The 14,360-nt window shown below is 70.1% G+C and carries 14 protein-coding genes and 1 pseudogene; 1 reads left to right on the top strand and 14 read right to left on the bottom strand.

Features of this window, described 5'->3' with window-relative positions; genetic code table 11:
* Positions 1–9: 9 nt before the first annotated feature.
* From nuoL to VFW71_01575, 14 genes and pseudogenes are all read right to left on the bottom strand, one after another.
* Complete coding sequence (gene nuoL / locus VFW71_01640; protein ID HEU5001468.1) at positions 10–1,914, bottom strand: NADH-quinone oxidoreductase subunit L; 1,905 nt, start codon at positions 1,912–1,914, stop codon at positions 10–12.
* Positions 1,915–1,921: 7 nt separating this feature from the next.
* Positions 1,922–2,227: an NADH-quinone oxidoreductase subunit NuoK gene (gene nuoK, locus VFW71_01635; GenBank protein HEU5001467.1), complete on the bottom strand. Its 306-nt coding sequence runs from the start codon at positions 2,225–2,227 to the stop codon at positions 1,922–1,924.
* A 10-nt stretch (positions 2,228–2,237) separates the two neighbouring features.
* On the bottom strand, positions 2,238–2,774 hold the full coding sequence (locus VFW71_01630; GenBank protein ID HEU5001466.1) for an NADH-quinone oxidoreductase subunit J: 537 nt from the start codon (positions 2,772–2,774) through the stop codon (positions 2,238–2,240).
* The gene (gene nuoI, locus VFW71_01625) at positions 2,771–3,391 is read right to left on the bottom strand and encodes an NADH-quinone oxidoreductase subunit NuoI (protein ID HEU5001465.1); all 621 of its coding nucleotides are present in this window, start codon (positions 3,389–3,391) and stop codon (positions 2,771–2,773) included. Before nuoI ends, VFW71_01630 begins: the two co-directional genes overlap by 4 nt.
* Positions 3,391–4,461 (bottom strand): NADH-quinone oxidoreductase subunit NuoH, encoded by a 1,071-nt coding sequence (gene nuoH, locus VFW71_01620; GenBank protein HEU5001464.1) that lies wholly within the window; start codon positions 4,459–4,461, stop codon positions 3,391–3,393. Before nuoH ends, nuoI begins: the two co-directional genes overlap by 1 nt.
* Entirely contained in the window at positions 4,458–7,151 is a 2,694-nt protein-coding gene (gene nuoG, locus VFW71_01615; GenBank protein HEU5001463.1) for an NADH-quinone oxidoreductase subunit NuoG, read from the bottom strand. Before nuoG ends, nuoH begins: the two co-directional genes overlap by 4 nt.
* Positions 7,144–7,662 carry a hypothetical protein gene (locus VFW71_01610; GenBank protein ID HEU5001462.1) on the bottom strand — a complete coding sequence of 173 codons (519 nt, stop codon included), beginning with the start codon at positions 7,660–7,662 and terminating at the stop codon, positions 7,144–7,146. The genes nuoG and VFW71_01610 overlap by 8 nt, the downstream gene beginning before the upstream one ends.
* A complete protein-coding gene (nuoF, locus tag VFW71_01605; protein ID HEU5001461.1) occupies positions 7,659–9,005 on the bottom strand; it encodes an NADH-quinone oxidoreductase subunit NuoF in 1,347 nt (448 codons plus the stop codon). The genes VFW71_01610 and nuoF overlap by 4 nt, the downstream gene beginning before the upstream one ends.
* Positions 9,002–9,499, bottom strand: a complete 498-nt coding sequence (locus tag VFW71_01600; GenBank protein HEU5001460.1) for an NAD(P)H-dependent oxidoreductase subunit E — start codon at positions 9,497–9,499, stop codon at positions 9,002–9,004. Before VFW71_01600 ends, nuoF begins: the two co-directional genes overlap by 4 nt.
* On the bottom strand, positions 9,496–10,752 hold the full coding sequence (gene nuoD / locus VFW71_01595) for an NADH dehydrogenase (quinone) subunit D (GenBank protein HEU5001459.1): 1,257 nt from the start codon (positions 10,750–10,752) through the stop codon (positions 9,496–9,498). Before nuoD ends, VFW71_01600 begins: the two co-directional genes overlap by 4 nt.
* 5 nt (positions 10,753–10,757) lie before the next feature.
* A complete protein-coding gene (locus VFW71_01590) occupies positions 10,758–11,255 on the bottom strand; it encodes an NADH-quinone oxidoreductase subunit C (GenBank protein HEU5001458.1) in 498 nt (165 codons plus the stop codon).
* A gap of 142 nt (positions 11,256–11,397) precedes the next feature.
* Positions 11,398–11,838 (bottom strand): annotated as a pseudogene (locus tag VFW71_01585) (NADH-quinone oxidoreductase subunit B family protein).
* A 92-nt stretch (positions 11,839–11,930) separates the two neighbouring features.
* Positions 11,931–12,287: an NADH-quinone oxidoreductase subunit A gene (ndhC, locus tag VFW71_01580; GenBank protein HEU5001457.1), complete on the bottom strand. Its 357-nt coding sequence runs from the start codon at positions 12,285–12,287 to the stop codon at positions 11,931–11,933.
* Positions 12,288–12,289: 2 nt separating this feature from the next.
* Complete coding sequence (locus tag VFW71_01575) at positions 12,290–13,693, bottom strand: geranylgeranyl reductase family protein (GenBank protein ID HEU5001456.1); 1,404 nt, start codon at positions 13,691–13,693, stop codon at positions 12,290–12,292.
* Positions 13,694–13,861: 168 nt separating this feature from the next.
* Here VFW71_01575 and VFW71_01570 point away from each other — a divergent pair, with 168 nt between their 5' ends.
* Complete coding sequence (locus tag VFW71_01570; GenBank protein ID HEU5001455.1) at positions 13,862–14,338, top strand: hypothetical protein; 477 nt, start codon at positions 13,862–13,864, stop codon at positions 14,336–14,338.
* The last annotated feature ends 22 nt before the right edge of the window (positions 14,339–14,360 follow it).

Raw genomic sequence — 14,360 nt, 5'->3', positions numbered from 1 at the left:
TCACCCGCATCACCCTCGCACCCGCAACAGGATGGCCACCACCACGACGGCGCCGCCCAGCATCGTCATCACGTAGCGCCGGACGAACCCGGTCTGGATGCGCCGGCCGTAGGAGGCCACCAGGCCGATGAGGTGGGCGGTGCCCATCACCGCCCCGTCGATGACCACCCGGTCGAACTCGGCGGCGAAGGTGGCGAGACCGAGAGCCGGGCGGACGAACACCCCGCCGTAGATCTCGTCCACGTAGTACTTGCGCTTCAGCAGGGTGCGCAGCCACCCCAGGTGCGCCGTCGCCCGCTGGCGGCGCTCGAGGTAGCCGTCCTGCAGGTAGTAGCGGAACGCCGCCGCCAGGCCGATGACCGCCAGGGCGACCGCCCCCCCGGCCAGCAGCACGGTGGGCGAGGGGACTGCCTTGGCACCGGGCTCGGTGAAGACCGGGTCCAGCCACTTGTAGAGGAACCCGCCCTCGCTGAGCCCGAGCGCCCCGCCCACGGTGGCCAGCACGGCGAGGGCCATGAGCGGGATCGTCATGGTCGAGGGAGCCTCGTGGGGATGGATCTCCTTGGGCACCCGGGAGCGGCCGAGGAAGGTCATGAAGATCTGCCGGCCGACGTAGAAGGCGGTGCAGATGGCGGCCAGGATGCCCACCGCCCAGACCACGTAGTCCCCGTGCACCCAGGCCTGGCCCAGGATGGCGTCCTTGGACCAGAAGCCGGCGAAGGGCGGGATGCCGGCCAGTGCCAGGCCGCCGATCATGAAGGTGACGGCAGTCACGGGCATCTTCTTCAGCAGCCCGCCCATCTGCTTCATGTCGGTGCGGTCGTGCATCCCGTGCATCACCGAGCCCGCCGCGAGGAACAGCAGGGCCTTGAAGAAGGCGTGCGTGACCAGATGGAAGATGCCGGACTCGTAGGCCACCGCCGAGTGGTAGAGCGCGCCGATCCCGACCCCGGCGAACATGTAGCCCAGCTGCGAGATGGTGGAGTAGGCCAGGACCCGCTTGATGTCGTCCTCGGTGATGGCCATGGTGGCGGCGAAGAGCGCGGTGGCGATGCCGATGCCGGTCACGATCACCCCGGCGGCGTGTGATGCCTCGAACAGCACGTGCGCCCGGGCCACCAGGTAGACCCCGGCGGTGACCATGGTGGCGGCATGGATCAGGGCGGACACCGGCGTGGGGCCCTCCATGGCGTCGGGGAGCCAGACGTAGAGCGGGATCTGCGCGCTCTTGCCCACCGCCCCACAGAACAGCAGCAGAGGGATGGCCGTGGTCCAGTACTGCGGCGCCCCGTGGGCGGCGGCCGCCGAGAAGACCTGGGCGAAGTTCAGGCTGCCGAAGACTTTGAAGATGGCGAACAGGCCGATGATGAACCCCAGGTCGCCGATGCGGGTGGTGATGAACGCCTTCTTGCCGGCGGCGGCGGCCGAGGGCCGCTCGTGCCAGAACGAGACCAAGAGGTAGGAGCACAGGCCCACCAGCTCCCATCCGGCGAACATCAGGAGGAAGTTGTCGGCCATCACCAGGATCAGCATCGAGAAGGCGAACAGGTTGAGGTAGGCGAAGAACCGGCCCTTGCGCGGGTCGTGGGCCATGTACCCGATGGCGTACAGGTGGATGAGGCTGCCCACGCCGGTCACCACCAGCAGCATCACTACGGTGAGCTGGTCGATGCGGAAGGCCACCGAGACCCTCAGTCCGGCGGCCACCACCCACGAGAAGCTGTTCTGGACGACCACCCGGTTCTCGGCCGCCCGCTTGGCGAGGTCCGCCGCCACCGTGATGGCGACGACGAAGGATGAGGCGACCAGCAGGGTCGCCAGGATGCCGGCCAACTTGGCCAGGCGCTTGCCGAACACCAACAGGATGGCCGCGCCCGCGAGGGGCAGGGCCGGGATCCACACGGCCTGGCTCATGGGAGGGTCACCACTTGAGCAGGCTGATCTGGTCGGCGTCGGCCGAGGCCCGGCGGCGGAAGATCGCCACGATGATCGCCAGGCCCACCACGACCTCGGCGGCCGCCACGACGAGCACGAAGAAGACCGCCACCTGGCCGTCCAGGCCCTTCAGCATGCGGCCGAAGGTCACGAAGCTGAGGTTGACGGCGTTGAGCATGAGCTCGATGCACATGAACATCACCAGGACGTTGCGCCGTACCAGCACGCCCACCACGCCGATGGTGAAGAGGAGGGCGGAGATGATGAGATAGGCGGCACCCGGGACCTTCATCGGCTCACCTTCATACCGTGCGCCTCCGGGCCAGCACCATGACGCCCACCACCGACACCACGAGCAGGACCGAGGTGGCCTCGAAGGGCAGCGCCCAGCTGGTGAAGAGGTAGCGGGCCACCGCCGCCACGTTGCCCTCGCCCGGGACCGGGCGGGACAGGCCGGTGGCCCCGGCGGCCACCGAGGTGGTGCTCACGTGGATGTGCTGGGTGAGGGCCAGGTAGGTGCCCTCGGCGGCCAGCAGGAGGCCCAGCCCGACGGCGAAGGGGCGCTGGTAGCTGAGCGGCTCCACCAGGACCTCCTCCTGGTCGACGCCCAGCAGCATGACCACGAAGATGAAGAGCACCATGATGGCCCCGGCATACACGATGATCTGCAGCACCGAGACCAAGAAGGCGCCTTCCAGCAGGAAGAAGATGGCCAGGGCGAGCTGGACCGCCACCAGGAAGAGGGCGGCGTGCACCGCGTTCTTGCTGAGGACCAGGGCCATCCCGGCCCCGATGGCCACGATGGCCGCGATGATGAAGACGACGATCTGGGCGTTCACGCCGGCGAACCACCCCCGGCATCGCCGCCGGTGTTGCCCGGCGCTGCGCCTTCGGCTGCGCTGAGTGCCCGGGCCCGGGCGAGGCCCTCCTTCAGGATGCGGAAGTCACCCACCTCCTCGCCCGCCGCCAGGTCCTCCTGCGACGGGCGGCGCTGCAGCGGGGCGTCGGCCAGCAGCATCTCCTTGGTGAAGATGAACTTGTCCCGGGCATCGGCGGACAGGTCGTAGGCGTGCGACATCACCAGGGCCTCGGTGGGGCACGCCTCGACACACAGCCCGCAGAAGATGCAGCGCAGGTAGTTGATCTCGTAGACCCGGGCGTAGCGCTCCCCGGGCGAGTAGCGCTCCTCCGGGGTGTTCTCCGCCCCGATCACCAGGATGGCGTCCGCCGGGCAGGCACCGGCGCACAGCTCGCAGCCGATGCACTTCTCCAGGCCGTCGGGGTGGCGGTCCAGCACGTGGCGCCCCTTGAAGCGGGGGAACGGCTCCCGGTGCTGCTCGGGGTACTGGATGGTGATGGGCTTGCGGCCCAGGTGGCGCAGCGTGATCCACAGACCCTGGGCCACGGCCGCGGTGGCCGTCAGGACGCTCTGGCGCTTCTCGGGCTTGTCCGGCATCAGACACCTCCTGCCATGGCGGCGCCCGAGATGACCAGCCAGGCGAGCGCTGCCGGGATGAGCACCTTCCAGCCCACCTCCATCAGGCGGTCGTAGCGCAGCCGGGGGAGGGTCGCCCGCAGCCACACGAACAAGAACACGAAGAAGAAGGTCTTAGCCACGAACCACGCCAGCGGCCACAGCCATCCCAGGAACGAGAAGTGCACCCCGTTCCACCCGCCGAAGAACAGCAGGACCGCCACGGCCGAGATGGTCACGACGTGCAGGTACTCAGCCAGGAAGAACATGGCGAATTTAATGCCGGAGTACTCGGTGTGGTAGCCGCCCACCAGCTCGGAGTCGGCCTCGGCGAGGTCGAACGGCGGCCGGTTGGTCTCGGCGACGCCCGCCAGCAGGAAGATCAGGAAGGCGGGCAGGTGGTAGAAGACGTACCAGTGGGGCACCGCCTTGCCCACGTTGCCCAGCGGCCCCAACCAGTTGATGTGGCCGATGGTGCCGCCCTGCTTGGCCACGATCGAGCGCAGCGACAGCGAGCCCGCCGACATCACCACCGGCACCAGGGAGAGCGACAGGGCGATCTCGTAGGAGATCATCTGGGCGCTGGAGCGGATGCCGCCCAGCAGCGGGTACTTGGAGCCACTGGACCAGCCGGCCAGGACCACGCCGTACACCGCCAGCGACCCCATCGCCAGCACCCACAGCAGCCCGACGTTGAGGTCGGTGATCTGGAAGCTGACGTGCCGGTGGAAGATCACCACCTGGGTGCCGAAGGGGATGGGGGCGAAGGCCAGGAAGGCGGCGATCACCGAGACCCCGGGCGCCAGCAGGAAGGTGACCCGGTCGGCAGTGGTGGGCACGATGCCCTCCTTGAAGAAGAGCTTCACACCGTCGGCCAGGCTGGTGAGCAGGCCGTAGGGTCCCCAGCGGTTCGGGCCGATCCGGCTCTGCATGTGGGCGACCACCTTGCGCTCGAACCACACGATGAACACCACCAACACACTGAGCACCATGAAGACGATGACGATCTTCACGATGACGATCAGCAGGCTGATCAGTGCGGTCACAGTCATGCGCCCACCTCGACATAGGTGGCGGCCTCACCGGCATCCATCAGCGTGTTGGCCGAGAAGCCGGGCTGGTCATAGGGCACGAAGACGGCGCCCTGGGGCGTGTCGGCCGAGCAGCGCAGCGGGGCGGACAGCGAGCCGCGGGCCGAGCGCACCGTGACCACCCGGCCCTCGGCCAGGCCCCGGGCGGCGGCCTCGTCGGGGTGCAGCTCGACGAAGGCCGGCGGTGTGACCGAGGTGAGGTCCGGGGCGCGGGTGACCATCGCCCCGCCGTCATAGATCGCCCGGCCTGCCAGCAGCATGAGGCTCCCGGCAGGTGGCGCCGCCGGCAGCGAGCCGACGATGGCCGGCTGTGCCGGGGCGACCCCGGCCTCGCCGGCGACCGCCGGCCAGACCCAGCCCTGGTGCTTGGTGGCGTCCACGGCCCGCAGCTCCCAGGCCAGCGGCCAGGAGGTGGTCATGCGCCGGCCGGGCAGGATCGGCTCCCGCCCCGGGAGGGCGGCCTCCTGGCTGGGGGCCAGCTGGTTGCGGGGCAGTGGCCCGCTCTCGCCGGCGGCGTGCCAGAGTTCGGGCGGCATGTCGGCGGGACCGGATACTGGGGCCCACGGGTCGCCCAGGACATCCCAGTCCAGGCCGGCGTGGGTGGGGACCGTGCGGGCGATCTCCTCGGAGACCCCCTTGGCGGTGAACCAGCTCCCGTGTCGGGCCTCGCGCTCCGGCTCCGCGGTCTCGGGAGGGTGGTGCCCCAGGCGGGTGGCGACCTCCAGGAAGATGTTCCAGTCCGCCCGGGCACCCCCGGGGGAGCCGACCACCGGGTTGACCTTCTGGATGCGGCGCTCGAGGTTGGTCATCGTCCCCTCCTTCTCCGCCATCGAGGCGGCGGCGAGGACGACATCGGCGGCCAGGGCGGTGGCGGTGGGGAACAGCTCGGAGACCACGATGTAGGCCCCCGACCGGAGGGCCCGGTCCACCAGGGCGGCGTCGGGCACGTCCCGGGTGAGGTCGGCGCCCATCACCCACAGGAACTTGATGCGGCCCTCGGCGGTGGCCCGCAGGATGTCGATGGTGCCCAGCCCCGACCCTGCGCGCACCTGCCCGCGGGCCAGACCCGGGTAGACCCCGAGGTCGAGCGCCCCCTGCGAGTTGGCGTTGGGCACGCACAGCAACAGCCCTCCGCGCCCCTCCCGGTGTACCGCCGCGGCCCACAGTCCCAGGCGCTCGGTGGCCTCGGGGCAGCGCCGGCCGGGGAACTGCTGCCCGGCGCACAGCACCACCCCCTCCCCCGCCAGCGCGCTCCGGGCAGTGGCGAGGGTCTCGGCGGGCACCCCGCAGCCGGCCTCGTCGCCCTGCAGCGCCGCCAGCAGCTCCGCCTCCTTGCCCGGGGTGTAGGCAAGGTGGGTGCCGAAGGCGCACAGGCTGATCCGCCGGGGATGTGCCACGAAGATTTTGGCCCCCGCCATCGCCGCCTGGCGCAGGCGCAGGAAGAGCACGGGCAGCTCCTCCTTGGGGTCGGGGCCGAACCAGAGCACCGCCGAGGCGTGGTCCAGGTCCTCGATCTTGGCGGTGGAACCGACGATGCCGCCCGGGCCGAAGTTGCCGTACTCGAAGGCGGCGTCGAAGGTGCGGAAGTCCAGGTTGGCGGTGCCCACGGCGTCCCGGAACAGCACCGAGGCGGCGTAGAGGTCCTCGTTGGTGGCGTGCGAGCCGCCGATGAACCCCACCGAGCCGGGCCCGAAGACCGCCTCGGTCTGGGCGAGCGCCTCGGTGACCGCGTCGAGCGCGTCCGACCAGGTGACCGGCTCGAAGGTGTCCTGCGTGGTGCCGTCCGGCGCGGTGACGCTCTGGCGCAGCAACGGGCTGGTCAGGCGGTCCTGGTGCGAGGCGTAGCGGTGCCCGTACCTGCCCTTGTCGCAGTTCCAGTACCGGTTGACCGCCTCGTTGGGGAGGGCCTGGGCGCGCAGCACCTCGTTGCCCCGGCGCTCGATCGACAACGGGCAGCCCACGGCGCAGAACGAGCACACGGTGGGCGTGGCCAGCAGGTCCCAGGGCCGGGACACGAAGCGGTACGGGGTGGCGGTCAGCGCCCCCACCGGGCAGATCTGGATGGTGTTGCCCGAGAAGTAGGAGTCGAACGGCTCGGCCGCCCCCCGGTTGATCTGCGAGACCGACCCCCGGTCCATGAGCTCGATCTCCTTGTCGCCCGACACCTCCCGGCAGAAGCGCACGCAGCGCCAGCACAGCACGCAGCGCTCCCGGTCGAGGGTGACGAGGTCGGAGAGCGGCAGGGCCTTCTTGAAATGGCGCTTGGGCTCCCGGTAGCGGCTGACCCCGGGGCCGAAGCCGAGGGCCTGGTCCTGCAGCGGGCACTCGCCGCCCCGGTCGCAGATCGGGCAGTCCAGCGGGTGGTTGATGAGCAGCAGTTCCAGGACCGACTTCTGCGCCTCGACCGCCGGCTTGGAGTCCGTATGCACCACCATGCCGTTGGTGACCGGGGTGGCGCAGGCCGGGAGCAGCTTGCGCTGGCCCTCGACCTCCACCAGGCACATGCGGCAGGCGGCCACCGAGGCCATCCCCGGGTGGTAACAGAACCGGGGGACGAAGATGCCGAGGCCCTCGGCGACGTCGATGAGCATGCGGCCCGGATCGGCAACCACCTCGGTGCCGTTGAGGGTGATGGTCACGGGATCAGGCACCGGCAGCTCCCGGCTCGGTTCCAGGCCCGGTTCCGGGCCCGGTTCCGGGTTCGACGGCGAAGAGGTGGCGGGGGCCCCAGCGCCAGCCCATGAGGCCGGTGGCGACCAGGACCACGGGCGCCGCCGTGGAGAAGAACACCGGCAGCACCCCTGCTTTGAGTGACTCCCTCACCGCCGCGCCGAATCCCTCCGCCGGATGCGGCGATCCGGCCGCCCGCAGGGCGGTGGCGGCGCTGTGCAGGGCGGCCCAGTGCGTCGCCAGGGTGGCGCCGACGACGATCAGCCCGCCCGCCATCGCCAGCCAGGGCCACAGCGGCAGCTTGATCAGGGCACTGACCGCCGTGGCGATGGTGATGAACAGCGACAGGCCCAGCACCACCACCAGCCAGCCGGGCAGCCCCTTGGTCACCTGCTTGTGGGAGTAGAACTGCTCGGCGTCGTGCAGGAGCGAGTAGCAGAAGATCCAGGTGAGGAAGGCGGTCCCGGCCGCCAGCCGGCGCACGCTGCTCATGCCGCGCTCCCGTGACCGGCCGAGGCGTGCGCCGGGAAGAGCCGGCGCTGGGGCAGGGGGCAGGCGCCCTCGTCCACGTGCGCCTGGAATTCCTCCGGGAACAGCTTCAGGATCGAGCGCAGCGACCACGCCGCCGAGTCGCCCAGGGCGCAGAACGACCGCCCGCTGGCGGGGGCCCCGGCTTCGGGCAGCATGTCCTCGCACAGCTGGAACAGCAGGTCGGCATCCTCCTGCCGGCCCTCGCCCCCCTCCAGGCGCTCCAGCACCTTGCGCATCCACCACGTGCCCTCCCGGCAGGGGGTGCACTTGCCGCAGCTCTCGATGTTGAAGAAGCGGGTGTTGATCGTGGCCATGCGGACCGCACACGTGGTCTGGTCGAAGACCACCACGGCGCCCGAGCCCAGCATGGTCCCGGCGGCGGCCAGCGCTTCGAAGGACATCTGGATGTTGAGATCGGTCACCCAGGGGGCGCTGGAGCCGCCCGGGATCGCCGCCTTGAAGGTGCTCCCGGCCGCCATGCCCCCGGCCACGTCGATGAGCTCGCCCAAGGTGAGCCCGAGGGCCACCTCGTAGTTGCCCGGGCGGGCGACGTGGCCGGACACCGAGAACATCTTCATGCCCGGCGACTGCTCGGTGCCCATCGAGCGGAACCAGTCCACCCCGTGGCGGACGATGTGCGGCACCGTGGCCATAGTCTCGACGTTGTTCACCACCGTCGGGGCGCCGTAGAGTCCCTTGACCGCTGGGAAGGGCGGGCGCAGGCGGGGCTGGCCCCGGTAGCCCTCGAGCGAGTCGAGCAGGGACGTCTCCTCGCCGCAGATGTAGGCCCCCGCCCCCCGGTGCACCTCGACCTGGCACGAGAAGTCCGAGCCGAAGATGTGCTCCCCGATGAACCCGCGTGCCCGGGCGTCCTCGATCGCCTGCTGCAGGCGCCGGTAGCCGAGGCTGAACTCGCCCCGGCAGTAGATGTAGACCCGGGAGGCCTGAGTGGCGTAGGCCGAGATCAGGGCGCCCTCCAGCAGCCCGTGGGGATCGCGCTCGGTGATCTCCCGGTCCTTGAAGGTCCCCGGCTCGGCCTCGTCGTCGTTGACCACCAGGTAGCGCGGGTAGACGTCCTTCGCCAGGAAGGACCACTTGGTGCCGGTCGGGAAGCCGGCCCCGCCCCGGCCCCGGAGCCCCGACGCCTTCACCTTGTCCACCAGGCTCTGCGGGGTTTCGGTAGACAGGGCAAGCCGCAGGGTCTCGTAGGCCCCATCGGCCACTGCCCGTTCGATGGTGAACGAGTCCTCGGGGTGGGCCTTCCACCGCTTGGTCACCACCGGATCGATCATGCGGTCGGTCATGCGGCTCCCCCGGCCCCGGTCCGCAGTTCGGCCAGCAGTGCATCGACATCCCGGGGGGTCACCGGGCCGAGCATGCGGTCGTAGTCCACCTGCACGCACGGGGCGATGTCACACGCCGCCAGGCATTCGGCATGCTCCAGGGTGAAGGCGCCATCCGGCGTGGTCTCGCTGTCCGGCCCCACGCCGAGCGCCTCCTCCAGGTGCTCGAGGATCTCCTCCGCCCCCATCAAACTGCACGACAGGTTGTGGCAGACGCTGATCACGTGGCGCCCCTTCGGCTTCAGGTGGAAGATGGAGTAGAAGGTCGCCACGGCCAGCACCTCAGCCGGGGTGAGGCCCAGGATGCCGGCGATCTCGTGCATCGCCTCCTGGGTGACGTGGCCCTCACGCTCCTGCGCCAGGCGCAGCAGCGGCATCACGGCCGAGCGCTGGTGGGCCGCCGGGTAGCGGCCGAGGATCTCCTGCACGGCAGGCCCGGGAAGGGGTCCGGTCACCGGTCGACGCCGCCCATCACGGGGTCCACCGAGGCGATCGCGGCGATGGTGTCGGCCACCAGGGTGTCCTTCATCATCGGCGGCAGGCTCTGCAGGTTGGCGAAGGAGGGGTCCCGCACGTGGACCCGGTACGGCATCGTCTCCCCGTTGGAGATGGCGTAGCAGCCCAGCTCGCCCCGGGGCGACTCGATCGCCGAGTACACGTCGCCTGCCGGCACCGGGTAGCCCTGGGTCACCAGCTTGAAGTGGTGGATCACGGCCTCCATCGAGCGGGTGAGCTCGGAGCGGGGCGGCGGCGTGATCTTGGCGTCCATGTTCTTGTAGTCGCCGTCCGGGATGGTGGCCAGCACCTGCTTGACGATGCCGAGGGACTGGCGCATCTCCTCCAGGCGCACCTCGTAGCGGGAGAAGACATCGCCCTCGGTGGCGGTGGGGACCTCGAAGCTGTACTGCTCGATGCCCGAGTAGGGGAACGCCTTGCGCAGGTCAAAGGGGATGCCGGTGGCCCGCAGGACGGGCCCGCTGGCCCCCAGCGCCAGCGCCTGCTCCTTGGAGATCACCGCGACGCCCCGGGTGCGCTGGCGCCAGATGGGGTTCTTGGTGAGCAGGCCCTCGTACTCCTTCAGGCGGCCGGGGAAGATCGACACGAAGTCCTCCACCGGCGCCCGCCACCCGTCGGGCAGGTCCTGCCAGACGCCGCCCGGGCAGATGTAGTTGTGGTTCATCCGCAGCCCGGTGACCATCTCGAAGAAGTCCAGCAGCAGCTCCCGCTCCCGGAAGCCGTAGAGCATCACCGAGACCGCCCCCATGTCCATCCCCTGGGTGGCCAGCCACACGATGTGCGAGCTGATGCGGTTCAGCTCGGTCATGAGGATGCGGATCGCCTGGCCCCGGGGCGGGATGTCGATGCCCAGGAGCTTCTCCACCGCCAGGGCATAGGTCAGCTCGTTGTGGAACGGGGCCAGGTAATCCATCCGGGTGACGATGGTCACCGCCTGGCGCCAGGTGGAGTCCTCGCACTCCTTCTCCATGCCGGTGTGCAGGTAGCCGATGATGGGCTTGCAGTCCCGGACGATCTCGCCCTCGACGGTGAGCTGCAGGCGCAGCACGCCGTGGGTGGAGGGGTGCTGCGGCCCCATGTTGATGACCATCTGGCCGCTGTCGTCCCACTCCTCGACGTAGGCGCCGGCGGAGCGGGCCTCGAACTCGTCGGCCAGCTCCTGGCTGGAGCCCACCCGTGGTCGCTTGCTCATGGTGATCAGCCCCGCCCGGGGGAGAGGTTCTTGTACTCCACGGGCACCTTCCCGATGGAGTAGTCCTTGCGCAGCGGGTGGCCCTCCCACTCATCGGGCATGAGGATCCGGGTCATGTCCGGGTGGCCGCTGAACACGATCCCGAACATGTCGAAGGCCTCCCGCTCGAAGAAGTTTGCTGCCGGCCAGATCTCGGTGACGCTGGGGAGGGTCGGCGGGCTGCCGTCCTCCACGCCGACCACGACCCGCAGGCGACGGGGGCCCCTCATGTCGAGGAGCGAGACCACCACGTCGAAGCGCGGGCGGCGGTGCGGCCAGTCGGCCCCGCACAGGTCGGAGAGGAAGGTGAAGCGGCCCTCGGTGGCCAGCCAGCGGGCCACCTTCGGCCAGGCGGCCAGCTCCACGGTCACCACGGCCTCGCCGGGGCCACCGGCCCGGGCGTTGACCTCTCCCGGGAACTTGGCCATCACGGTCTCGACTGTCGCCGCTGCCACATCGCTCATCGTCGTGCCGCTCCTACGCGCCTAAGGTGCACACCCTGCGAAGCTGGTACTGCGTCCGGACCGGTTCGGCCGGGTGGGGGGCCACCCGGGCGGGGCAAAGCCTACTGGCCGCTTAGGCTTGCTCGAGTCGCTCCCGGTACCGCCCTGCAACGATCTGGTCGTGCAACCGGAGGATGCCATCCATCAGCATCTCCGGGCGGGGCGGACATCCCGGCACGTACATGTCCACCGGGACGACCTGGTCCACCCCTTGAACGATGGCGTAGTTGTTGAAGACGCCCCCGCACGAGGCACACGCCCCCATCGAGATGACCCACTTCGGGTCGGGCATCTGGTCGTAGATCTGGCGCAGCACGGGAGCCATCTTCTGTGACACCCGCCCGGCCACAATCATGAGATCGCTCTGGCGGGGCGAGGCCCGGAAGACCTCCATCCCGAAGCGGGCGAGGTCGAAGCGGCTGGCACCCGAGGCCATCATCTCGATGGCGCAGCACGCCAGGCCGAAGGTGGCCGGCCACAGGCTTGCCCGCCGGGCCTGGTCCACCACCTTGTCCAGCAGCCCGGTGACGATGCTGAGGCCCATGTGCGGCTCGGCGTCGCGCCGCCCGAGCGACCCCCCACCCAGGCGCAGCCCGGGGGGCGGGACCGGCGGGCCCTGCGGATCGATCTTCTCGTCTACTCCCATTCGAGGCCACCCCGCTTCCAGACGTAGACGTACGCCGCCAGCAGGAAGGCCACGAAGGCCGCCATCTCGGCGACGCCCCCCGGCCCGAGGGACCGGAAGACCACGGCCCACGGGAAGAGGAATACCGACTCCACGTCGAAGACGATGAACAGCATGGCGATCACGTAGAACTTGACCGGGAACGGCTCGGTGACGTCGATGCCGATCGGCTCGATGCCGCACTCGTAAGGCGAGAGTTTGGCCACCGTCGGGCGGTTGGGCGACAGCATCGTGGCGCCGACGAAGGAGCCCGCGGCAAAGACGAGGAGCAGCAGCGTCAGCAGCAGGATCGGGGTATAGGCGCCCAGGCTCACGAACCGACCTCCGTGGGCTCCTTGGCCGCCGTGCCTGCCCCATTGGCGCCGTTGGCCGTCTGCACGCCGTTGGCCGTCTGCACGCCGTTGCCGCTGACCCGGCGGGCGCTGGGGGGCGGGATCACCGGGTCGGGGAGATCCTCCAGACGCTTTTCGTACACCTTGACCGCCGCCCGGAAGGTCCGGTCGCCCGGGCCGCCGCCCCGGGGTTCGGCCACGTTGACCATCACCTGCACCAGGAAGGTCATCCAGGCCTTGGAGCGCATGCCGATGTTGGTGAGCGTCTCGAATGTCCGCGGGTGCGAGATCAGCTTGAGGAAGTCCAGGCCCAGCTTGTAGTAGCCGCCGTAGGTGTCCCGGATGGCCTCTCGGTAGGCGGGCAGCTCGTTGCTGGTGCCGTCCGTGAGCGCCCCGGCGATCATCCCGGCCGCCAGCTTGCCGGTCTCGAGCGCGTAGGCGATGCCCTCGCCGGTCAGCGGGTTGATGACCCCGGCGGCGTCGCCGATGGCCAGCCAGCCCTTGCCATACGGCTTTGGCACGTTCCAGCCCAGGGGCAGCCGGCCCGACTTGTACGGGCCCACCTGGCCCTCGTGGCTGACGCCGTAGTGCTTGGGCAGGCCGTCGATGAACGCCCGCTGCAGCTCGTTGAGGTTGATCTTCTGCTCCCGGCGGGTGGTGGACAGAAGGCCGACGCCGATGTTGAGCGTGCCGTCGCCGACTGGGAAGAGCCACCCGTAGCCCGGGAGCATCTTGTCGTCCTTGCGGACCTCCAGCCAGGCCTCGAGGTAGCCGTCGTCGTGACGATCGGACTGGTAGTAAGTGCGCACCGCCAAGCCCAGCGGCGTGTCCGGCCGCCGGGCAATCCCCAGCGCCCGGCCGAACGAGGACGAGGCCCCGTCGGCCACCACCACGAAGGGGGCCGAGAACACCCCCTCGTCCGCCTTGACGACGCCCCCGCCCTCCACCGGCTCCTTGCGCACCCAGCGCACCCCGGTGAGGCGGTCGCCGTCCATCACCGGGGCGATGGCCTCGGTGCGGGTGTGGACCTCGGCCCCCGCCTCCTGGGCGCGAGCCGAGAGCGTGGCATCGAAGTCCTTGCGGGGCCGGACCAGGGCGTAGTCCGGGGCGGTGGAGGCCTTGGGGAAGGGGAGCTCCAGCTCCTTGTTGGTGGCGATGATCCGGATCCCGGCGGCCTTGTGGTAGGTCTTGATCTCGCTGTGCAGGCCCATCTCCCGCATGACCGCCACCGAGCGGGGCGTCAGCCCGTCGCCGCAGGTCTTGGCCCGGGGGAACGCCTTCTTCTCGAGCTGCACCACCTTGGCACCGGCCCGGGCCAGGAAGTAGGCCGCCGACGACCCGCCTGGGCCGCCTCCGACCACCACAACGTCGTATTCGGACACGCCGCCTCCTCGCTGTCGCCTGTGCCTGCGTGCTCCGGTGCTGTCTGGTGCTTGCCAGCCGGGGCACCAGGCCGCTTCTCCATCCTAGTGTGCCCGCGCACGAGGTCGGGGCGGCCCGTAGGTTTCCCCCCTCGCCCCGGTGGCTGTACAAGCGGTAGCGTATCGGGCGTGACGAGCGTGAGGCTACGCCGGGGGGCCATGGTGCTGGCCGCCGTGCTCCTGTCCGGCGCCTTGGCGGCGTGCACCAACGCCAACGACAATCCCACCATCGGGGGCGGCAACGCGATCGGCCAGACCAGCGACGTCACCATGACTGCGGTCAACGGCGGCCAGGCGGGGACCGCCGAGCTCCTGGAGTCGCCCCAGCTGGAGCTGACGGTGAAGATCGCCCTGCCGACTGCCCCCGCGGCCACGCAGGAGCCGGCCGGCATCCACGCCGGGACGTGCACGACCTTCAACCAGACCGTGGCCTTCCAGCTGAGCCCGGTCATCCGGGGCTCCTCGACGACAAGCCCACTGGCGACGACCACCATCAACGAGCTGTCCTCGACCCCCTACGTCATCGTGGTGCAGCGCTCGGGAACGGACTCGACCACCGTCTCGTGCGGGGCCATCCCGCAGATCCCCACCTCGCCGACGCCGTAGGGCGGGGCGGCCCGGACTGATG

The organism is Actinomycetota bacterium (assembly GCA_035765775.1).
Taxonomy (GTDB): Bacteria; Actinomycetota; CADDZG01; order JAHWKV01; family JAOPZY01; genus DASTWV01.
The sequence above is the reverse complement of the archived record's forward strand: the minus strand, read 5'-3'. Positions and strand labels throughout refer to the sequence as shown.

Coding starts and splice junctions, on each gene's coding strand:
- nuoK (HEU5001467.1), bottom strand. CDS start 2,227: ATGAAGGTCCCGGGTGCCGCCTATCTCATCATCTCCGCCCTCCTCTTC.
- nuoF (HEU5001461.1), bottom strand. CDS start 9,005: ATGACCGACCGCATGATCGATCCGGTGGTGACCAAGCGGTGGAAGGCC.
- nuoD (HEU5001459.1), bottom strand. CDS start 10,752: ATGAGCAAGCGACCACGGGTGGGCTCCAGCCAGGAGCTGGCCGACGAG.
- nuoL (HEU5001468.1), bottom strand. CDS start 1,914: ATGAGCCAGGCCGTGTGGATCCCGGCCCTGCCCCTCGCGGGCGCGGCC.
- VFW71_01590 (HEU5001458.1), bottom strand. CDS start 11,255: ATGAGCGATGTGGCAGCGGCGACAGTCGAGACCGTGATGGCCAAGTTC.
- nuoH (HEU5001464.1), bottom strand. CDS start 4,461: ATGACTGTGACCGCACTGATCAGCCTGCTGATCGTCATCGTGAAGATC.
- nuoI (HEU5001465.1), bottom strand. CDS start 3,391: ATGCCGGACAAGCCCGAGAAGCGCCAGAGCGTCCTGACGGCCACCGCG.
- VFW71_01610 (HEU5001462.1), bottom strand. CDS start 7,662: ATGAGCAGCGTGCGCCGGCTGGCGGCCGGGACCGCCTTCCTCACCTGG.